The organism is Bartonella heixiaziensis, from assembly GCF_046245125.2.
Taxonomy (GTDB): Bacteria; Pseudomonadota; Alphaproteobacteria; order Rhizobiales; family Rhizobiaceae; genus Bartonella; species Bartonella heixiaziensis.
Genome location: NZ_CP176404.1, coordinates 790,100 through 809,855, shown reverse-complemented (window position 1 = coordinate 809,855; position 19,756 = coordinate 790,100). Strand labels below are relative to the sequence as shown.

General features: G+C 36.3%; 19 protein-coding genes and 1 tRNA gene. 10 read left to right on the top strand and 10 right to left on the bottom strand.

Features of this window, described 5'->3' with window-relative positions; translation table 11 throughout:
- Window positions 1-307 precede the first annotated feature (307 nt).
- Complete coding sequence (locus tag ACKC4Y_RS03530) at window positions 308-1,168, bottom strand: septal ring lytic transglycosylase RlpA family protein (RefSeq protein WP_409361989.1); 861 nt, start codon at window positions 1,166-1,168, stop codon at window positions 308-310.
- A 604-nt stretch (window positions 1,169-1,772) separates the two neighbouring features.
- A tRNA-Lys gene (locus tag ACKC4Y_RS03525) sits at window positions 1,773-1,848 on the bottom strand.
- Window positions 1,849-2,808: 960 nt separating this feature from the next.
- On the opposite strand from ACKC4Y_RS03525, the gene lexA reads away from it, so the two are divergent.
- Entirely contained in the window at window positions 2,809-3,522 is a 714-nt protein-coding gene (gene lexA, locus ACKC4Y_RS03520; protein ID WP_409361988.1) for a transcriptional repressor LexA, read from the top strand.
- Between the two features lie 220 nt (window positions 3,523-3,742).
- Complete coding sequence (gene rimO / locus ACKC4Y_RS03515) at window positions 3,743-5,056, top strand: 30S ribosomal protein S12 methylthiotransferase RimO (protein WP_409361987.1); 1,314 nt, start codon at window positions 3,743-3,745, stop codon at window positions 5,054-5,056.
- Between the two features lie 35 nt (window positions 5,057-5,091).
- Here rimO and ttcA read toward each other — a convergent pair whose 3' ends face one another.
- From ttcA to ACKC4Y_RS03495, 4 genes are all read right to left on the bottom strand, one after another.
- Window positions 5,092-5,970: a tRNA 2-thiocytidine(32) synthetase TtcA gene (gene ttcA, locus ACKC4Y_RS03510; RefSeq protein ID WP_409361986.1), complete on the bottom strand. Its 879-nt coding sequence runs from the start codon at window positions 5,968-5,970 to the stop codon at window positions 5,092-5,094.
- Window positions 5,971-6,241: 271 nt separating this feature from the next.
- A complete protein-coding gene (gene rpsD, locus ACKC4Y_RS03505; RefSeq protein WP_409361985.1) occupies window positions 6,242-6,859 on the bottom strand; it encodes a 30S ribosomal protein S4 in 618 nt (205 codons plus the stop codon).
- A gap of 187 nt (window positions 6,860-7,046) precedes the next feature.
- Complete coding sequence (gene murI, locus ACKC4Y_RS03500; RefSeq protein WP_409362140.1) at window positions 7,047-7,856, bottom strand: glutamate racemase; 810 nt, start codon at window positions 7,854-7,856, stop codon at window positions 7,047-7,049.
- Window positions 7,849-8,685: an RNA methyltransferase gene (locus ACKC4Y_RS03495; protein WP_409361984.1), complete on the bottom strand. Its 837-nt coding sequence runs from the start codon at window positions 8,683-8,685 to the stop codon at window positions 7,849-7,851. The genes murI and ACKC4Y_RS03495 overlap by 8 nt, the downstream gene beginning before the upstream one ends.
- Before the next feature lie 292 nt (window positions 8,686-8,977).
- Between ACKC4Y_RS03495 and sfsA the strand changes: the two genes are divergently transcribed.
- From sfsA to radC, 3 genes are read left to right on the top strand one after another with little or no spacing between them, the layout of a single operon-like run.
- Entirely contained in the window at window positions 8,978-9,691 is a 714-nt protein-coding gene (gene sfsA / locus ACKC4Y_RS03490) for a DNA/RNA nuclease SfsA (protein ID WP_409361983.1), read from the top strand.
- Window positions 9,688-10,518 carry a type I methionyl aminopeptidase gene (map, locus tag ACKC4Y_RS03485; RefSeq protein WP_409361982.1) on the top strand — a complete coding sequence of 277 codons (831 nt, stop codon included), beginning with the start codon at window positions 9,688-9,690 and terminating at the stop codon, window positions 10,516-10,518. The genes sfsA and map overlap by 4 nt, the downstream gene beginning before the upstream one ends.
- Window positions 10,519-10,535: 17 nt before the next feature.
- Entirely contained in the window at window positions 10,536-11,330 is a 795-nt protein-coding gene (gene radC, locus ACKC4Y_RS03480) for a RadC family protein (protein WP_409361981.1), read from the top strand.
- A 45-nt stretch (window positions 11,331-11,375) separates the two neighbouring features.
- Here radC and ACKC4Y_RS03475 read toward each other — a convergent pair whose 3' ends face one another.
- From ACKC4Y_RS03475 to ACKC4Y_RS03460, 4 genes are all read right to left on the bottom strand, one after another.
- On the bottom strand, window positions 11,376-11,588 hold the full coding sequence (locus ACKC4Y_RS03475) for a DUF3126 family protein (RefSeq protein ID WP_004864024.1): 213 nt from the start codon (window positions 11,586-11,588) through the stop codon (window positions 11,376-11,378).
- Window positions 11,589-12,218: 630 nt separating this feature from the next.
- Complete coding sequence (locus ACKC4Y_RS03470) at window positions 12,219-12,992, bottom strand: alpha/beta fold hydrolase (protein ID WP_409361980.1); 774 nt, start codon at window positions 12,990-12,992, stop codon at window positions 12,219-12,221.
- Window positions 12,989-13,507, bottom strand: coding sequence for a DUF192 domain-containing protein (locus ACKC4Y_RS03465; RefSeq protein ID WP_409361979.1), 519 nt, complete (start codon window positions 13,505-13,507; stop codon window positions 12,989-12,991). Before ACKC4Y_RS03465 ends, ACKC4Y_RS03470 begins: the two co-directional genes overlap by 4 nt.
- Window positions 13,508-13,785: 278 nt before the next feature.
- Window positions 13,786-14,361: a cold-shock protein gene (locus ACKC4Y_RS03460; RefSeq protein WP_409361978.1), complete on the bottom strand. Its 576-nt coding sequence runs from the start codon at window positions 14,359-14,361 to the stop codon at window positions 13,786-13,788.
- Between the two features lie 316 nt (window positions 14,362-14,677).
- On the opposite strand from ACKC4Y_RS03460, the gene ACKC4Y_RS03455 reads away from it, so the two are divergent.
- From ACKC4Y_RS03455 to ACKC4Y_RS03435, 5 genes are all read left to right on the top strand, one after another.
- Window positions 14,678-15,811 carry an ABC transporter substrate-binding protein gene (locus ACKC4Y_RS03455; protein ID WP_409361977.1) on the top strand — a complete coding sequence of 378 codons (1,134 nt, stop codon included), beginning with the start codon at window positions 14,678-14,680 and terminating at the stop codon, window positions 15,809-15,811.
- Window positions 15,812-15,930: 119 nt separating this feature from the next.
- Window positions 15,931-17,007, top strand: a complete 1,077-nt coding sequence (locus ACKC4Y_RS03450; RefSeq protein ID WP_409361976.1) for a branched-chain amino acid ABC transporter permease — start codon at window positions 15,931-15,933, stop codon at window positions 17,005-17,007.
- Entirely contained in the window at window positions 17,007-18,065 is a 1,059-nt protein-coding gene (locus ACKC4Y_RS03445) for a branched-chain amino acid ABC transporter permease (RefSeq protein WP_409361975.1), read from the top strand. The genes ACKC4Y_RS03450 and ACKC4Y_RS03445 overlap by 1 nt, the downstream gene beginning before the upstream one ends.
- Window positions 18,062-18,844, top strand: coding sequence for an ABC transporter ATP-binding protein (locus tag ACKC4Y_RS03440; RefSeq protein WP_409361974.1), 783 nt, complete (start codon window positions 18,062-18,064; stop codon window positions 18,842-18,844). The genes ACKC4Y_RS03445 and ACKC4Y_RS03440 overlap by 4 nt, the downstream gene beginning before the upstream one ends.
- Window positions 18,831-19,541, top strand: a complete 711-nt coding sequence (locus ACKC4Y_RS03435) for an ABC transporter ATP-binding protein (protein WP_409361973.1) — start codon at window positions 18,831-18,833, stop codon at window positions 19,539-19,541. The genes ACKC4Y_RS03440 and ACKC4Y_RS03435 overlap by 14 nt, the downstream gene beginning before the upstream one ends.
- Window positions 19,542-19,756: the final 215 nt, after the last annotated feature.

Sequence of the window (19,756 nt, the reverse complement as noted above, 5' to 3'; positions counted from 1 at the left end):
AAAGGATACCCTTATACAAGGAAAGATTTGTTTATTTTTGTAGACAAGGAATCAGTTGCAGCTTGAAAACAGATTTTCATTTTTGCCCAACATTAAAATAAAGCACATGATATCGTTTTGTTCTTCGCCTAGCGATTAATTTTTAACATTTTAAATACGTGGAAATTACAAAAAACTTTTACTCGGTGTTTTTTTATAAAAAACACGCAATCTGATGCTATTCATGAGGATCCTATAACAATCAACATCTTTTGATTATTTTTCGTTTAGAGCTTTTGAACAACTTGAAAATTAATGCACGCCCTTCTTAAAACAGTTGCAACCAATTTACCTTTGTCTTTTTGTTTGGTTTATTTATAGAGGCCATCTGAGCGAACAACGGTGGCTTATCAACCAGAACAGGACCAATCTCTGGCAACTTTATTGAAACAGTTTTCGGTTGTTTTTGTTCAACAGTTGTTTTAGCTGATCGTTCTTTGCTGCCTATATTTTTCTCCCCTAATATGATGTTTTCTCTTTTTTTCGGAGTATCTGCCAATGCTAACGAATACGAAAGGGAATTCCTCGGTGTATAAGAGGACATTAAATAAGCCTCATCATAGTAGCCAGCGGGTGCTTCAGCAATATACTCTACTTTAACATTCGCTACACCAGCCTTTTCATAACCAAGTATTGCCGCGGCTTTTTTTGATAAATCAATGATTCTGTCCTTCATAAAAGGGCCGCGATCATTCACTCTAACAATGAGTGAAGATCCATTTTCCAAATTAGTAACACGAGCATAACTTGGTAAAGGCATTGTAGGGTGAGCAGCAGTCAAGAGATTCATATCATAGATCTCACCATTTGCTGTTAAACGCCCATGAAAATCTGCACCATACCACGATGCTTCTCCAACACGTTTATAGGCCGGATCATGTTGGGGATAGTACCACTTTCCTTTTATTTGATAAGGTTTCCCGATAACAGATCGCCTACTCCCCTCTCCTTTGGATTGATTTTTCCCACTTATTTTTTTTTCAGGCAGAACAACAGTCACTGTATCAGCTGTATGTGTTGTTTGGCTTGCACAGCACGATACCAACAACTGGGAAACCGCTAACACAGAAACAAATTGCAATGTTAGTTTAACAAAGGGAGTAAATTTTTTTTTGCTGTTTAAAAGCATCTATCAGCCCGCTTATTTCTATTGAGTACTTACTGCAAAAAACACGCCGCACTTTCTGTACGTTATAGGGGAACTCAGATTTCAATGATGATTCCCCTCGCCTGAGCAGGGTACGCTTAAAATTCACTTTTTATCAAGAAATTAATACATTGTTAATCATTTTTTGTTGTCTGCTCAAAAAAATAAAAGCACTCTAATAGAAGATTTAATGAACAAAAAAATAGAAAAATCAGTATATTAACTAAATAAGTGATTTCATAATATAAATTGTGAATAAGTAAAATTCCTCTGCATAAGGAACAGTAAACTACTTCAATTAATGCAAAAAATAACTGTTATTTAATAAAATAGCACATGGATTAAGAAAGTTAGTAGCAATATGTGCAGCTAATGTAGAAGTTACCTTATAAAAAGTTAAAGCATTTTTGAACTGGACAGAAGACAGAAAAGCATAACCCTATAACAGAAGAGAAACTGAATAGAAAACGACTCATAATAAAATCAATTAAAAAGCTCTAAACAATCCGGGATAGATAAAATCAATTTACAGAATTAAAGAATTTAAGATTCCCGTACTTATATAGATATTGATTTTATTGAAATATGGTGAGCGCGCAGGGATTCGAACCCTGGACCTACTGATTAAAAGTCAGTTGCTCTACCAGCTGAGCTACGCGCTCCCAAACAAGCCATCTTGCTTGTAGAAAGTCAGTGGAACATACGGTTGACTTTTCATTTGGTCAACACTTTTCGAAAAAAAAATTATTCTTCGCTTTAGTTATCAATATTTTTCTGCTTTTTTTCTTTTTGAGTTTGGATAAAAGTATAATTTAGGCATAAAAATGCCTCGTAGTTTCTGAAATACAAAATAATGAACATTTCGAAATTACGAGAAGCAGGAATGCATGTAGGGCACCGTACAATAATCAAAGCGAACAAGAAACAAACCAAAACTACCCGCTATTTGTTGAGTATAACGAATAAAGCAAAAGAAAATATATTTATCAGAAGGTATTAAAAGATCATATATTCATGGAATATAAACATCTATTTTTATACCTTTAAAGTTTTTTCTCCCGCTTTCCATATGTGGATATACTTTCAATAAAGTATTATAACCGTCTCCCAGAACCCCATTATTATACAGAAGTAAAGCAAAAACGAATCAGAGATCTGGAACTGTTACAATGATGTTGAAAATATATCACACCATAAAGACAAAAAATAAAAATAATATGTAAAATGATTCTAAACGCGTCTTGAACTATTATTCATATTAAATTGGATAAAGTAATTTTCCTCCTTTATGAAGAAATTATAAAATATCCAGCTATCTTCTTAGAAAATGCATATAAATCTTTATAAAAACTGATTACGGAATTTATATTAAAATAATTTCTCTAACTAAAATATATTAAAATTTAATATAAACCTATATCTATATTAAAAAATATTATTTTTTATAAGTAAAATTTTTGATATATTCAAAATATACTAATATATATAAAATAGTATGTTTACATATATTATCTATAAATAATTCATTTTGATTTATGTTGAAAAAATGTAAAATAATAAGGGACACATATATTTTATTTTTGATCTCTTTTCCTTTTCGATTATTTTGATTGGAACATTGAATGCTGACATGTAAACAATATGAGCTACTCTTATTCATTCACAATCATATGAAAGACATTGGTATTCCACCCTCCTTTGATGAAATGAAAATTGCATTAGAGCTTGCATCAAAATCTGGCATTCATCGACTTATTACAGCTCTAGAACAACGAGGTTTTATACGCCGTTTGCCAAATCGTGCCCGCGCAGTAGAAGTTGTGCGACTTCCTGAGAAAATAACATTTAACCTTTCTTCAGCTCGTAAAATTTCTTCTAGTGTAATAGAAAATAATAAAAGAAAAATACCCAAAAACTTTGGCAATTTTGATAATTCTGATGAAGAAGATAAAAAAAATATTACCATTCCCATTATGGGGCGCATTGCTGCTGCTGTCCCTATTTCCGCTATACAGCAACAAATAAATACGCTTTGTTTGCCACCAGATATGCTTAACTTGGGGGAACATTATGCCTTAGAAGTCAAAGATGACTCTATGATTGAAGCAGGAATTCTTGATAAAGATACTATAATTGTTAGACGCCAAAATACAGCGATGCCAGGTGAGATTATTGTTGCACTTGTTGATAATGAAGAAGCCACCTTAAAACGTTATCGACGCAAAGGAGCCTCTATTGCTTTGGAAGCTGCAAATCCACACTATGAAACACGCACATACAGACCTGAGCATATACAGATACAAGGTAAGCTTGTCGGACTTATTCGCAAGTATTAGAAAATAAAAAAACTTATCTAGAGCGCTCCGTATATTCAACATAAGATTGTAATATTATTTTTTCGTGCATTATGCTACCTACACTCATAACATTTGTGGCAAAAAATAAAAAACTTTATAAAAAACTGTTTTTCGTATGTAAAAAGATAAAAAGAATGTTTTATTCTTAATAAAGTAGAAGATAAAATTCGATTGTCATCATAGAGTTGCAAGGATTATCATGGCAGCGCCTCGTATTAGTTTTGTTTCCCTTGGATGTCCAAAAGCACTTGTAGATTCTGAGCGAATTATTACAAGCCTTCGTTCCGAAGGTTATGAAATCTCACGCAAACATCAAGGTGCTGATCTCGTTATTGTAAATACCTGTGGTTTTCTTGATTCTGCCCGAAATGAATCACTCGCTAATATTGATGAAGCTCTCAAAGAAAATGGAAAAGTTATTGTAACTGGATGTCTTGGTGCTGATCCTGATGTTATTCGCCAAGCACACCCTAATGTGTTGGCTATTACAGGACCACAAGCCTATGAAAGCGTTATACAAGCTGTTCATTCAGCAATTCCTCCAGTTCATGATCCTTTTATTGATTTAGTTCCCCCTCAAGATATTCGTTTAACACCACGCCATTATGCTTATTTAAAAATTTCTGAAGGATGCTCTAATCGGTGTAGCTTTTGCATTATCCCTACTCTGCGCGGTAATCTTACCTCACGTCCCATCAGCGATGTTCTTCGCGAAGCTGAAAAACTGGTACAAGCAGGCGTAAAAGAGCTTTTGGTTATTTCACAAGATACCAGTGCTTACGGCATTGATATTAAATATTTGGAAACTCCTTGGAAAGATCGCACAGTAAAAACAAAATTTTTTGATCTTTGTCGCGAATTAGGCAATATGGGTATTTGGATACGTATGCATTATGTTTATCCTTATCCTCATGTTGATGAAGTTATTGAATTAATGGCTGAAAGAAAAATTCTGCCTTATCTGGATATCCCTTTTCAGCATGCATCACCAAGTGTTTTGCGTAATATGAAACGTCCTGCCCTTATGGAAAAAATAAATCGTAGAATTGAAAAGTGGCGAGAAATTTGCCCAGATCTCACTTTGCGATCAACATTTATTGTCGGTTTTCCAGGTGAAACGAATGAAGATTTTAACATACTCCTTGAATGGTTAGAGGAAGTAAAAATTGAACGTGCTGGCTGTTTTAAATATGAAGAAGTAAAAGGTGCTATCGCAAATGATTTGGGATTAGAAAACATTTCTGAAGAAGTAAAAGAAAACCGCTGGCATCGTTTTATGGCAAAGCAACAACAAATTTCCAATCATCTTTTAAAGAAAAAAATCGGAAAAAGACTTCAAATTCTTATTGATGAAAGTCAAGGCAAAGTAGGAAAAGGTCGTAGTCAATATGATGCTCCAGAAATAGATGGTGTTGTGCATATATCATCACGACGGCCATTACGTGTCGGTGAATTTGTCACCGTAAAAATCGAACAATCAGATGCTTATGATCTTTACGGTATCGCGGTTTGAAGTTATAAAAAAGCTAAAATCTAAACATTTAATATTTATATTAAGTCTTTAAAATCAAAAATTTTTTTATCAAGCAAATGGCTTGGACGTACATTGCTCAAGGCGCGAATCATAGTGTCTTTACGTCCAGGCATTCTTCTTTCGATATCACTTAGCATTTCCTTCATTGCATTGCGTTGTAAACCATCCTGACTGCCGCAAAGATTACAAGGAATAATAGGAAATTGCATTGCCTCAGAAAATTTCTCCATATCTTCCTCTGCAGCATAAACAAGAGGGCGCAAAACAAAAAGATCTCCTTCATCATTAATAAGCTTTCCAGGCATAGCTGCTAATCGCCCACCGTGAAATAAATTCATAAAAAATGTCTCTAAAACATCATCACGGTGATGCCCAAGAACTAATGCAGAACATCCCTCTTCACGTGCAATACGGTATAAATTACCACGTCGTAACCGAGAACAAAGAGAACAATATGTTTGTGTATGTGACAATTTGTCCGTTACAACGGAATAAGTGTCCTGATATTCAATGCGATATGGAATTTGATAAGAGTTTAAAAAATCTGGAAGAATGTGCTTTGGAAAACCTGGTTGTCCTTGATCAAGATTACAAGCCAAAATTTCGACAGGTAAAAGACCACGCCATTTTAAATCCATAAGAAGCGCTAATAAACCGTAAGAATCCTTTCCACCTGATAAAGCAACAAGCCATTTTTTTCCTGAAGAGAGCATAGAAAAATCATCAAATGCCTGCCGAATATGACGCAAAAGCCGTTTACGTAATTTATTAAACTCTACGGTTGAAGGAGTAATCCGAAATATTGGATGACAATCATCAGCTTCTCTCATCAAAAGATCAGTTTCTTCTATATTTTCTCTCATTTCCTGATATTCAACTGACTCATTAACCATGATATCGTAATCCTGCACAAGAAACATCTTACTCTGAAAGTATGACCGAGATAACAATAGATGGAGTGCAGTTTAAACTTATACTAATTTTTGTATAAGATGAGGTATGTAAAAAGAAATGGAGCTACACAAGCCAAATTGCTACAAAATATAACAAAAACTTGATATAGCACCATTCATAAAAAACGCCTGTTAACTCGAAAGACTATAAAGCAATATAATTTCCGAGTATGCCATAAAATCGAGAGAGCAATCCCCCCCTCTAGAGCATTTATCGAGAATAAAACTCAACAACCAAATTGGGTTCCATTTGTACAGCATAAGGAACATCTGCAAAAGCAGGAACACGCGTAAATGTTGCCTTCATCTGATTATGATCCGCTTCAATATATTCAGGCACATCACGTTCGGCCAATTGCACCGATTCTAAAACCAAAACAAGCTGTTTTGATTTCTCACGAACCTCAATTACATCACCTGGTTTACATCGATATGACTGAATATTTGTGCGCCGACCATTTACATTAACATGACCATGATTGATAAATTGGCGAGAAGCAAAAATTGTCGGTACAAATTTTGCACGGTAAACGACAGCATCCAAACGCGATTCCAAAAGGCCGATAAGATTTTCACCCGTATCACCACGCCGACGAGCAGCTTCTGCATAAGTTTTACGAAATTGTTTTTCTGAAATATCACCGTAAAAACCTTTTAATTTCTGCTTAGCACGCAATTGCACACCATAATCAGAAAGTTTTCCCTTACGGCGTTGTCCATGCTGACCTGGACCATAGTCACGGCGATTAACAGGAGACTTCGGACGACCCCAAATATTTTCTCCCATCCGGCGGTCAATTTTATACTTCGTTGTTTCGCGTTTACTCATCGCATTTCCTTAAAAATAAAACACAAGATCTCATAGTAAGACCTCAAGGAAACGCGCCCTCCTCTGCCTTAGAATACAAAGACTGACAGGATACCTTAACACATAATATGCAAAGTTATCCACGGGACACGTCAATTAATACCATTTCTCGAAAGAAAAAGCTGGAATAGCTTTATTGATCTCACACTCAAAAGTCAACTCCTTTCACAATATTTAAGCCAAACCCTTTTAACAAACGCTTCGTTGAAGAAGTTATATTTTGCGATGTAAACAATGCAAAATCTTTATTATGCGTCTTTTTGTTTTGGTGATTCATTCTTTCCGGTAATAATGATCTTGTGTGTTTTGCCACAGCTTTTGCCGGATCAATCCACTCAACAGGCCATAAAGCTTGTTCACGAAATAGGTGAATCAAAAAAGGATAATGTGTACAAGCTAACACAATAATATCAGTATATTTGCCATTTTTCTCAACAAAGCATGGAAGGATTTCATTTCGTAATTCTCTTAAATCAACAGATTTTCCACGTAAATAATCTTCAGCGAAGCTAGCAAGCTTTTCACTTCCAACAAGCTGAACATGACATTGATCAGCAAAAGTGTTGATTAACTCATGTGTATACGCACGTTTCACTGTTCCAGGAGTTGCTAACACTGAAATAAGACCAGATTTTGTTTGTTCAGCTGCTAATTTAATTGCAGGAACTGTTCCTACAAAAAGAATATGAGGAAATTTTTTTCTTAAATCTGCCATCATTAATGTAGAAACAGTATTGCAAGCGATCACACACAAGACAGGATTATAAAGTGTTAAAAGATTTGTAAAAACCCTTAAAATGTGGTCTTCTAAGACATTTTCTTCCCAATTTCCATAAGGGAATCCCGCATCGTCAGCAACATAAATAAATTGCGTTTCAGGAATAAGAAGACGCACTTCCTTCAACACTGTTAAACCGCCAATACCACTATCAAAAAAAAGAACAGGTCGTTCATCCATCACTTTGCACACCTGTTTTTAATTTTTTACGATCACGCTCTGCGGGCGCACCACTTCCTCGTGGAAATTTAGGCGAAAAATGCTCTAGTGAAGATATAATCCCCCGTAGCAAGCGAACTTCAGATTCGCTAAAATGAGCACGCGTAAAGACAGAACGCAGATTTGCAAGCATCACCTCTTTGCGTTCTTGAGGTCTAAAATATCCACGAATATCCAAAGCATCTTCTAATTGAGATAAAAAACCATGAAACGTTGCTTTATCAGCTGGTTCCAGCTCTATTGCACGAAAAGCAGTATCGCTTGCATCTTCCAAACCTGACTTCATCCATTCGTAAGACATAAGCAAAACCGCTTGTGCAATATTAAGTGATGCAAAAGCAGGGTTCACCGGAAAAGTGATGATTTCATCAACAAGGCTTATTTCATCATTTACCAGTCCCCACCTCTCTCTTCCAAAGACAATACCCGTCCTATGCCCAATATTTTCACGTTGACGTAAGATACTTGCTGCTTCTACAGCACTTTTTACAGTTTTAAAACCACATCTTTCACGAGCCGTTGTGGCGAAAACGTAGTGCAAATCTGCAATGGCGTCACGTAATGTATCAAAAATCACTGCATCGTTAATAACATGATCTGCTTTACTCGCTGCAGCTCTAGCTTTTTCACTTGGAAACTCTTCTCGAGGTTTGACTAATCGAAGCTTAGCAAGCCCAAAATTCGCCATTGCCCTTGCTACCATACCAATATTTTCAGGTAGCTGCGGCTCAACTAAAATAATAATTGGACCACTTGTTAAATTTTTACGATTTTTATTGGTTCCAGCCATTAATCTCTACCTAATTCCACCTAAAATATTCTCTTTTTTGAATACAGCCTTGTTAAAAAATAATTCATGAAATAACCTTTTAAATAACAAATTATGGTCAATATTATCTTTTCAACTAAAAATTGTAAATTTAACGTATAAGGATTTAAAAGAATGAACAAGCTGTTGTGTTTAGAGCAAGTTGATGGAAGATATTGTAATATTTCTTTGTTTAACATTTTACAATTTTTACAAATCACAATCTTAGTTTTATTTAGTTGTATTATGAAAGCATGCACTCTAAAAAAGGAATATGCTCTTTATTCCCGAACTTTTTCCTGCAAAACTTATCCGTCGTTATAAACGTTTTCTTGCTGATGTTAAACAAGATGATCAATGTATCTTCACTGTATCGGTTCCTAATACAGGGGCGATGCTCGGATTAACAGCTCCAAATTCTAATATTTGGCTTTCATATAATAATAATCCCACGCGGAAATACGCATATCAATTAGAAATTGTCGAAACAAATAATACTTTAGTTGGTATCAATACGAATTTACCCAACAAACTTGCATTAGAAGCAATTCAAGGGGGATTATTACCAGAATTAAGCGGGTATAAAACAGTCTTGAGGGAACAACGCTATGGTATGCAATCACGGATTGATTTTCTTCTGCGTGATGACCTTCTTCCTGACTGTTATCTAGAAGTTAAAAATGTCCATTTTATCCGCCAAAAAGGACTAGCAGAATTTCCTGATACTGAGACAAAACGCGGTACACGTCATCTTGAAGAGCTCATAAAAATTATACAACAAGGAAAAAGAGCCGCTATGCTTTATGTGATTCAACGAGAAGATTGTTCAGCTTTTACAATCTGTCGTGATCTTGATCCAACCTATGGACGTAAATTTGATTTAGCATTAAAATCAGGGGTAGAATTCTATGCTATAAAATGTCACGTAAGTATAGAAGGTATTATTCCGATTCATCGAGTGGAAATAAAAAAACAGAAGAAACAATGACTGATTATGTTGAATATAATAAAATCCCCTTAAAATTTAACGGACAAATCCGCATTTTTGATGACTACGCTTTTGCTAAAATGCGTGAAGTTGGTCGCATTGCTGCAGAATGCCTTGATGCACTTACGGACGTTATTAAACCTGGCGTCACCACGCAAGAAATTGATGATTTTGTGTTTACTTTTGGTGCCAAACAAGGAGCACTCCCTGCTGATTTGAATTATCATGGATACAGTCATTCATGCTGTACATCTATCAATCACGTTGTTTGTCATGGAATCCCAAATAAAAGACCCTTGCAAGAAGGCGATATTGTTAATGTTGATGTAACCTTTATTCTCGATAGTTGGCATGGAGATTCAAGCCGTATGTACCCTGTTGGAAAAATTAGACGTGCTGCAGAGCGCCTATTAAAAATAACATATGAAAGTCTTATGAACGGGATTGCTGTAGTTAAGCCCGGAGCAACCACTGGTGATATTGGTGCAGCAATTCAGCACTATGCAGAATCTGAACGCTGCTCAATTGTAAGAGACTTTTGTGGACATGGAATCGGCCAACTTTTCCATGATGCACCCAATATTCTACATTACGGCTCTCCTGGAGAAGGGATAGAACTGAAAAAAGGTATGATGTTTACAATTGAGCCCATGATTAATCTTGGAAAACCACAAGTTAAGATTTTATCTGATGGCTGGACTGCTGTTACGCGTGATCGGTCTCTTAGTGCACAGTACGAACATACAATTGGTGTAACAAATGAAGGATGTGAAATATTTACGCAATCTCCTAAAAATATTTTTTATATTCCTAATTCATATGCTTAAATAAATATAGAACTGTCATGGCTAAAAAATTAAATAAAAAGGGAAACAGCCAAAGCGATCATTTTGCATTAACATCAAGTTCCCCACTTAATCCAAGACCAGAAATAAAAAATGAAACCCTTCAGAGAAATTTGCAAGCCCATAAGCATTATCATGGACATCGCGAACGTCTGCGTAAACGTTATTTGGAATCAAAAGGGAATGCCATCGAAGACTATGAATATCTTGAATTATTACTTTTTCGCACGATCCCCCGTGCAAATACAAAACCGATAGCAAAAAGCTTAATAGCACATTTTGGCTCATTAGCCGACGTACTAGGCGCCGACATTCATCGACTTCAGGAAGTTCAAGGATGCGGTCCTGCCACTGCAATTGACTTAAAAATTATTTCGGGTGTCGCAGGACGTCTTGCTCGTGCACAATTATGTAAACGTGATATTTTTTCATCATGGGATAAAGTATTAGCATATTGTAAAGCTGTCATGGCCCATGAAACACGCGAACAGTTCCGCGTTTTATTTCTTGATAAAAAACATGGTTTACTCGCCGATGAAGTGCAACAAACTGGAACCATTGATCATACCCCTGTCTATCCTCGTGAAGTAATTTCTCGAGCTTTGCAATTATCTGCGTCAGGACTTATTCTCGTTCACAACCATCCCTCCGGCGATACCAAACCTTCTCAAGCGGATATAACAATGACACATAGATTAAAAGATGCAGCAAATGCATTAGGAATTATTATTCACGACCACCTTATTATAGGACGCAATGGGTACACAAGCTTTAAAGCGCAAAAACTCATATAAAACTCTTTGGATGAAGAAAAATTTCATTCAATTTTTCATAAAAAATCAATTTTCTAAATCAATATCTAATATGGCCATCGAGAAATTGTATGATAATTCATCCTCATCTTCATCTCGATAAATAACACCTAAAAATTCATCCCCAATATAAACCTCACAAGAGTCATCCTTTTTAGGCCGTGCTCTTACCTGCAATGCTGAATTTTGGAATGTATTTTTTAAATAACTGTCAAGTTTTTTTATTTCATCAGCATTCACTATGTTCTCCTGTCTTTTGAGATTATTAATTAATGATTTAACATCCAATAAGGCACTCCTAGGATTCTGTAAAGATAGTAAAAAAATCTTACTCCTGATCTTCGGTTAGCCCTATACCCAAAGCACAATTATCTTTAAATTTTGCTGAATATCTCTTATTTAAAGGCTTTAATTCGTTATTAAATATACTCGTATAGATCACAAAAGTAAAAAAAACGGGTAGAAAACCGTACATTTTTAATAATTTTTACTTTATCCCCAATTTTATTATCTGCGCTTACACACATATTCTGACAAAACATCAGTCAACTACTAAAATATTTGCCCATTTATTCAGAATAGAGCTCTATAAAATAGAAGTACTTTCTTATTTTATAGCTTTTTCGTTTACCATGAAAACCCTTATTTCATAGTTAAAAAAATATCCTTTAAACACTATCAGCACATCCCCGTAGGAAATCACCCTATACAAATATACAAAATAAGCTAACTAGAATCTTACTCCTATTTCCTTCGCCTTTAAATAAAAACGCACATCATAACAGCCAACATTCTGAACAAACTCTTTTACTTTATCCAAGACAAAAAATATCGGATATTTCTGCAAGTTCTAAAAACTGTGAGTAATTCTCATACGATAGGATAACGAGAAAGAAAATCGATAACGCCTTTTTTATAGACCTTGTCTCCTACAGCAAGCATATGATCTCGACCAAGAATTGTTAGTGCTTCACCATGAGGCAACAAAGCGGCTAACGGTTCTGCTGCACCGCCAATCTCATCTGATGAACCAACAGCAACCAGTGCAGGTTGCTTAATTTTGTAAACCTCCGATGCTGTTAACTCCTGTTTTGATGTAATGATACAAGCAGAAAGAGCACGCCTATCGCTTTTCGTTTGATCTGCAAATTTACGAAACATCAAACCACGTGGATTCGTAATGGTAGAAACATCTTCTGCTAAAAGAGCTTCAGCAACAGGTTCCCAATTTCCTGCTCCTGTTACCATACCAATACCTAATCCACCAAAAATAACACTGTGTACATATGTCGGGTACAAAAGAGCCATAAATGCACTAATTCGAGCCCCCATAGAATATCCCATAACATGCGCTTTAGATAAACCTAAATGCTGCAACAATTTCATCGCATCACCAGCCATAGCTTGAGGCGTATAAAAAGAAGGGTTGTAACTTTTGGCTGAATCTCCATGCCCACGATTATCAAGAGCAACAACACGATATCCTGCTTCAGTAAGGGTACGGAACCAACCTGTTGCATACCAATTCACACGTGCAGAAGATCCAAACCCATGTATCAACAAAACAGGTTCCCCCTGCCCTTCTTCTCGATAAGCAAAGCGCAAATCATCGTATTCAAAAAAATGAACATCTTCAGCTGTCATTTTTCATTACCTTCGCATTTTCCACAAATGACGGGATGAAGAACACGTTGTCCTTTTTGTATTTTTTTTTCAGAAACTTCACCAGCGTTAACTTCAAGTGCAAAAGTCGCTGGAATTTCCGATGAAATTGTATCGGTTGAAAAGGGAGATGTTTTTTCGACAATCGACACAATGACCCCCTCAGCGTTTAAAAAGATCATATCTAAGGGTAAAGGTGTATTTGCCATCCACATAAAAAATTTTTGCTTATCTTTTAATTGAGTGCTTCCCTGATGTCTAAAGAGCATTGCACGATCACGTGGAAAATCAGTACGATACATCAAACCAGCTTTTGCTTGAGATGGCGTAAAAGCAAGCTCTACTTTATAAGAAATCGTGCCTTGCTTTGTTTGTATCTCTAAAGGAATTGGATGAACAGGAAGCTCTAAGGGCTTCTTTGCTACAGCTACAGTCACTTCCAACATAAAAAATAGCGCTAACGCAATGATTCGTCCTTTTTGAAAAAGCTTTAACATTTTTATCTCCACACAAAACAACTCTTTATTAGCTTTGTGGCATAAAACAATCTGTCGCATAAAATAAAAAGCTTCAAAATTAAAAAAACAGAAGCAAAATAAGAGCGTATTCCTTATTACCCTCAATGCAATATTGCGGTTGGTTTCATTTGAATTATTACCTCACGGATATGTCTTCTCTTAACACATACTGGCTTTATGGCTATTTGGCTTACATGTATATGCACCATCACCCCTTCCCTAAACAATAAAGAGATGATGTTGTTTCATAGTGAAACTCAATGTGTAGCAAACGGAAACCCTATATCGGGATAAATCTCTGCTGTCATCAAGCCTTTTTCCCCTTTACCAAAACGGACAAGAACAACTTGACCAGAACGAAGTTCTGCTAAACCAAAACGGCGCAAAGTTTCCATATGAATAAAAATATCTTCTGTTCCCTCTCCGCGGCTAAGAAACCCGAAGCCTTTATCGCGATTAAACCACTTAACAATTGCGCGCTCTAAACCACTCTCTGGAATAACAACAACATGTGTACGAGCTGGAGTTTCTGACGGATGAACAGCTGATGAACAATCTATAGATTTTACTTGAACACATTTCAATCCTCGTTCAGTTTTTTCTACAGCACAAACAACTTTAGCTCCTTCCAAAACGGTCTGAAAGCCATCCCTCCGCATTACTGTAACGTGCAATAATATATCCGGAAAATCAGGTAAATCAGGGACAATAAACCCATACCCCTTACTACCATCAAACCACTTAATAACACCACTGATCTCAACAATTTCACCACAAGCACCTCTATTGTCCTCAGACAGGGAATAATCCTTTAATGTATCCTTACTCGTCATAATAAACGTGATCCTGTAGGTCTAAATTTCATGATATTGATTCTCTACATCAAGTAAACATTGCTCTTGTATCAACACGCAAGCCCTAAGATAAGATTTCCCCATATTGTCGTATCTTCGGTTCTCAGATCAATCCATAAATTTAAATTTTACATAAAGTATTTGATCATACGATTCATATATCTTATTAAAAAGAAGGTAGTGCAAAAGATTTTTCATACAATGTGTAATGATGTTTTCGTTGATGTGTAACTTGCATGATGAAGACGTTCCAGATAAAGTGCAAAAATCGCAATAAATTCAAGGAAAGTGCGCAATGCAATTGAAGAAAATCCTCACCAGCCTCGCAGCTGTAATGGTACTTGTAGCAAATGTCTATGCCAATGAACCTATTAAAATTGGTGTTTACCTTCCATTAAGTGGTCAAAATGCATTTGGCGGTGAGCTTGAAATGAAAGGTATACAGCTAGCACATAAAAAGATTCCAGAAATATTGGGACGTAAAGTTGAGCTGATTATCATTGATAATAAATCTGATAAAGTGGAAGCTGCTAATGCTGTTATGCGTTTGACTGCGAGTGAAAAAGTGAATGGTATCATTGGTAGTTATGGCTCTTCACTCTCATTAGCTGGTGGGGAAATATCTGAAAAATCGAAGACTCCAACTATTGCAACCTCCTCAACAAATCCACTCGTTACACAGGGAAAAAAATACTATTTTCGTGCTTGCTTCATTGATTCCTACCAAGGTATAGGAATTGCAACTTACGCAACTCAAACTTTACACGCAAAAAAGGCTGCTATACTCAAAGATATATCAAATGATTATGCGATTGGTCTTGCAAGTTATTTTATGCGCTCTTTTAAAAAACTCGGTGGTGAAGTTATCTCAAATTTAAACTACAATTCCGGAGATCAGGATTTTTCAGCTGTTCTCACGCAGATTATAGCACAAAAACCAGATATCTTATTTATCCCATCCTATTTTTCTGAAGGTGCTATCATTATGAAGCAAGCCCGTGAGCTGGGTGCAAAATTTCGAATTATGGGTGGAGATGCTATGGATAATCCAGAAACTATAACAATTGCAGGAAAAGCAGCAGAAGGGTTCTTACATACAACGCTCCCTTACAGTGAAGACATGCCAAACATGTCAGCAGCTGCGCAAGAGTTCACAAATGAGTGGAGAGCAGCTTATCCTGATCAGGAGCCAAATATCAATTCTGTTTTAGGATACACGAGTTATATGATGTTCGTGCAAGCTATTGAAAATGCTGGTAGTGCTGATCGTGAAAAAATCACTATAGAACTTAGCAAATTAAAGGATTTTCAAACACCCTTTGGTATTATGTCTATGGATGAAAACCATAATCCTAAAATTCCTATCGGTGTAATTGAAATAAAAGATGGGAAACGTGTCTATTTAGATGAAGTCAAACCTGCTCTTTAAAAAACAGGAAAAATTTAGTAATCAAAACAGAAGATTTGGTTGAAAATATTTTTTTAACCAAATCACTTAAGAGTTTCGTATTCATCCTATATGAATTAACAAATGTGGAAGGACGAGAGATGAGCACTGAAATGTTCATCCAGTATTTTTTTAATGCACTGGCATTGGGGTCACTTTATGGTCTTATAGCGATTGGTTATACCATGGTTTATGGTATCCTGAGACTCATTAATTTTGCTCATGGTGACATTTTTATGTTAGGAGCTTATTTTGTTTTCTTTTCCACAATTAGCTTTATGCCTGCTTGGGCAGCTGTTCTTCTTGTGTTGCTTGCTGTTCTCGTTTACTATTCGGTGTTTATAGGGTTCAAAAAATGCCCTCCAATTTATTGGATCGCGGTTTTTTCTATTCTTGTTCTAGGATTCATTTATTATTTTAAAATTGCTCCACAAGATTTTGCACCAATTTGGATCTTAGCTATTTGTTTTTCAATTTTTATCACAAGTGCAGTGGGCATTACTGTTGATCAATTTGCCTATCGACCTCTGCGTCATGCTCCGCGTATTTCAGCGCTTATCGGTGCAATAGGAGTGTCCTTTTTTATAGAAAATCTTTCTACCGTACTTTTTAGCGGTGTTCCCAAAGGAGTAAAGCAGCCAGATTTTCTTGTAAAGCCGATTCTATGGCATGTAGGACAAAACTCAGAGGGAATCATTAGAATTGCTCCTATGTCTCTGATCGTCCCTATTGTATCATTTTTTTTGATTGTGTTACTGCTATGGATTATCCATAAAACCAAACCTGGTCTTGCTATGCGCGCGATCTCGCATGATATCGAAACGACTCGTTTAATGGGTGTCTCTGTCAATAAAGTCATTGCATTCACATTTGGGATAGGCTCAGCACTTGCCGCTATTGCGGGCATTATGTGGTCTCTGCGCTACCCTCAAATTCAACCATATATGGGCGTTCTTCCTGGACTCAAAGCATTTATTGCAGCTGTTATCGGAGGTATTGGCTCAATTCCAGGTGCGATGTTGGGTGGATTATTACTAGGATTTATTGAAATTATGATTATTGCATTCTTTCCTGCTCTCTCTGGATACCGAGATGCCTTCGCCTTTATTTTATTGATTCTGATTTTATTGATAATGCCCACTGGTTTAATGGGCAAAAGAAGTCAGGAGAAAATCTAATGGCAAAAACAGCTACAACTTTTCTGTCATGTGTCAGTATTTTGATTTTTATTGGTTTTTTATTTTATGCAAACAATCATTTTAACGACTATACACTTCGTGTTATCAATCTGATTGCGATTAACGCAATATTAGCAATTTCACTTAATTTAATTTACGGTTTCACGGGTATGTTTTCTCTTGGGCATGCTGGTTTCATGGCCATTGGTGCTTATGTGTGTGCAATTTTACTTCTTTCCCCTGAACAAAAAGAAATGATGTGGCTTCTCGAACCTATAGCTGAGCCGCTGCATTATTTGCAATTACCTTTTTTTGTGGCTGTTGTTATAAGTGGTCTGTGTGCTGCAATCGTAGGTTTATTGATTGCTCTTCCAGTATTACGTCTTGGAGGCGATTATCTTGGAATTGCAACATTGGGTTTTGCAGAAATTATTCGGATTGTCATTACGAACACTACCTCTCTAACAAATGGCTCACTTGGAATCAAAGGGATACCTCAAAATGCAACATTATGGTGGAACTATGGTTGGTTAGCATTTACAATTACCTTCATTATTCTCTTATTGCGAAGCAATACTGGTAATGTGTTACGCGCTATTCGTGATGATGAAATTGCCGCGAAAACAATGGGGATTAACGCTTTTTTCTACCGTAGCTTTTCCTTTACGGTTGGTGCATTTTTTGCAGGTATTGGAGGGGCATTGATGGCTGCTCTTATTTCTACGATCGATCCTAAAATGTTTAACTTTCTTCTAACCTTTAATATTTTGATGATTGTTGTTGCTGGTGGTCTTGGTTCAATTACAGGAAGCATTATTGGCAGCGTTATTATTACAGTCATGCTTGAATGGCTTCGCATTATTGAAAGTCCGCTTGACTTAGGTTTTATACACATTCCAGAGATACCAGGACTCCGTATGGTTGTTTTTTCTCTTTTATTGTTAATGATTATCTTATTTTGGCGAAAAGGATTGTTGGGACAACGTGAATTCTCATGGAATGGAATTTATTGCTTTTTAACGCGCAAAAAGTTCTCTAACAATGAGGGAAAGTTATGAACAATACTATCCTTTCACTCAATGATATTGTGATGCGTTTTGGCGGATTGCTTGCTGTAAATAACATTAATATGGCTATTAAACGGGGAACAATTACTGGATTAATTGGTCCAAATGGTGCTGGAAAAACAACTGTTTTTAATATGATCTCCGGATTTTATACCCCCACGAGCGGAACAATTCTTTTTGATGAGAAAAAAGTTTCTGGAGCGCCTCCTTATATTATCTGCAGACGCCATATTGCACGGACATTTCAAAATATTCGCCTTTTTTCAGGGTTAACGGTCTTGCAAAATGTTATGGTGGGAGCTCATGTTCGTCAAAAATATCCATGGTTTACTTCGGCTTTGTTTTTGCCAAAAGCAATGAAAGAAAAACGTGAGATTCATAAAAATTCAATGGAACTTCTTGAACGGCTACAGCTTGATCACCTTGCCAAGCAATCCGCTATGTCTTTGCCTTATGGTGTGCAACGGCGTCTAGAAATTGCGCGCGCGTTAGCAACAAAGCCAAAGTTACTTCTTCTTGATGAACCTGCTGCTGGTATGAATCCACAAGAAAGTGAAGAGCTTAGAAAATTCATAGCAAAAGTACAAAAAGAGTTTGATCTTACCATTCTTCTTATCGAGCATGATATGAAAGTTGTTATGGGGCTTTGCCAATATATTTGGGTAATGGAATATGGCTGTTGTATTGCCAATGGCACACCAAATGAAATTCGCAACAACCCTAAGGTTATTGAAGCTTATCTTGGCGGAGATGTGTATGGACATTCTTGAAATCAAAAATCTTCACGTTCGTTATGGTGCCATTAAAGCTATTCAAAATCTTTCTATGTCTATAAAAAAGGGAAGTATAGTCACTTTAATCGGTGCTAATGGAGCAGGAAAAAGTAGCATTGTACGCTCTATTACGGGGCTTAATCGATCCGTTAACGGAGAGATTACGTATAAAGGCGAGTCAATTATAAAAAAATCACCAGAAAACATTTTGCGATTAGGCATTGCTCTGAGTCCTGAAGGACGACGTATTATGCCTCATCTCACTGTTTTAGAAAATTTAAATTTAGGAGCTTATATCCGTCATGATAAAGCAGGGATTGCCCGTGATATTGAATGGATATTTGATCTCTTTCCACGCCTACGTGAAAGAGCAAAACAATTGGGGGGAACGATGTCAGGTGGTGAGCAACAAATGCTTGCTGTGGGCCGTGCACTCATGAGTAATCCTGACATGGTAATATTAGACGAACCCTCTCTGGGTTTAGCGCCGCTTCTTGTACGAGAAATTTTTTCAATTATACGAAAAATTAATGATATGGGGAAAACTGTTCTTCTCATTGAACAAAACGCATTTGCAGCACTTTCCATTGCCAACTATGCTTATATTTTAGAGGTGGGGCATATTTTATTTCATGGTGAAGGAAAAACTATGCTTTCTGATCCACGTGTTAAAGAAGCATATCTCGGTGGCTAAAAATTACAGTCTGATAATTTTAGAACCTATGGATTATTCTCCTCCGAAGCATCTCTCCAAATTCCTCTACACCTAGCTTTTCTAAAATAGAAGGGAGTTGAATATGGGGTTCTAAATCCCATAAAAACGCTTTTTATAAAATCGCGAGAAAATACGTCTAAACCGTTTGATTAAGTGAAAATGTTTCAATAAAATAACAGTCTTTGTATTAATAA

Bases quoted from the DNA above. Each gene is read 5' to 3' on its own strand.
- map (WP_409361982.1), top strand. From the start codon at position 9,688: ATGACTGATTATGTTGAATATAATAAAATCCCCTTAAAATTTAACGGA.
- sfsA (WP_409361983.1), top strand. From the start codon at position 8,978: ATGCTCTTTATTCCCGAACTTTTTCCTGCAAAACTTATCCGTCGTTAT.
- radC (WP_409361981.1), top strand. From the start codon at position 10,536: ATGGCTAAAAAATTAAATAAAAAGGGAAACAGCCAAAGCGATCATTTT.
- ACKC4Y_RS03435 (WP_409361973.1), top strand. From the start codon at position 18,831: ATGGACATTCTTGAAATCAAAAATCTTCACGTTCGTTATGGTGCCATT.
- ACKC4Y_RS03530 (WP_409361989.1), bottom strand. From the start codon at position 1,168: ATGCTTTTAAACAGCAAAAAAAAATTTACTCCCTTTGTTAAACTAACA.
- ACKC4Y_RS03460 (WP_409361978.1), bottom strand. From the start codon at position 14,361: ATGACGAGTAAGGATACATTAAAGGATTATTCCCTGTCTGAGGACAAT.
- lexA (WP_409361988.1), top strand. From the start codon at position 2,809: ATGCTGACATGTAAACAATATGAGCTACTCTTATTCATTCACAATCAT.
- ACKC4Y_RS03470 (WP_409361980.1), bottom strand. From the start codon at position 12,992: ATGACAGCTGAAGATGTTCATTTTTTTGAATACGATGATTTGCGCTTT.
- ACKC4Y_RS03455 (WP_409361977.1), top strand. From the start codon at position 14,678: ATGCAATTGAAGAAAATCCTCACCAGCCTCGCAGCTGTAATGGTACTT.
- ACKC4Y_RS03445 (WP_409361975.1), top strand. From the start codon at position 17,007: ATGGCAAAAACAGCTACAACTTTTCTGTCATGTGTCAGTATTTTGATT.
- murI (WP_409362140.1), bottom strand. From the start codon at position 7,856: ATGGATGAACGACCTGTTCTTTTTTTTGATAGTGGTATTGGCGGTTTA.
- ACKC4Y_RS03450 (WP_409361976.1), top strand. From the start codon at position 15,931: ATGAGCACTGAAATGTTCATCCAGTATTTTTTTAATGCACTGGCATTG.
- ACKC4Y_RS03440 (WP_409361974.1), top strand. From the start codon at position 18,062: ATGAACAATACTATCCTTTCACTCAATGATATTGTGATGCGTTTTGGC.
- ttcA (WP_409361986.1), bottom strand. From the start codon at position 5,970: ATGGTTAATGAGTCAGTTGAATATCAGGAAATGAGAGAAAATATAGAA.
- rimO (WP_409361987.1), top strand. From the start codon at position 3,743: ATGGCAGCGCCTCGTATTAGTTTTGTTTCCCTTGGATGTCCAAAAGCA.
- ACKC4Y_RS03495 (WP_409361984.1), bottom strand. From the start codon at position 8,685: ATGGCTGGAACCAATAAAAATCGTAAAAATTTAACAAGTGGTCCAATT.
- ACKC4Y_RS03465 (WP_409361979.1), bottom strand. From the start codon at position 13,507: ATGTTAAAGCTTTTTCAAAAAGGACGAATCATTGCGTTAGCGCTATTT.
- rpsD (WP_409361985.1), bottom strand. From the start codon at position 6,859: ATGAGTAAACGCGAAACAACGAAGTATAAAATTGACCGCCGGATGGGA.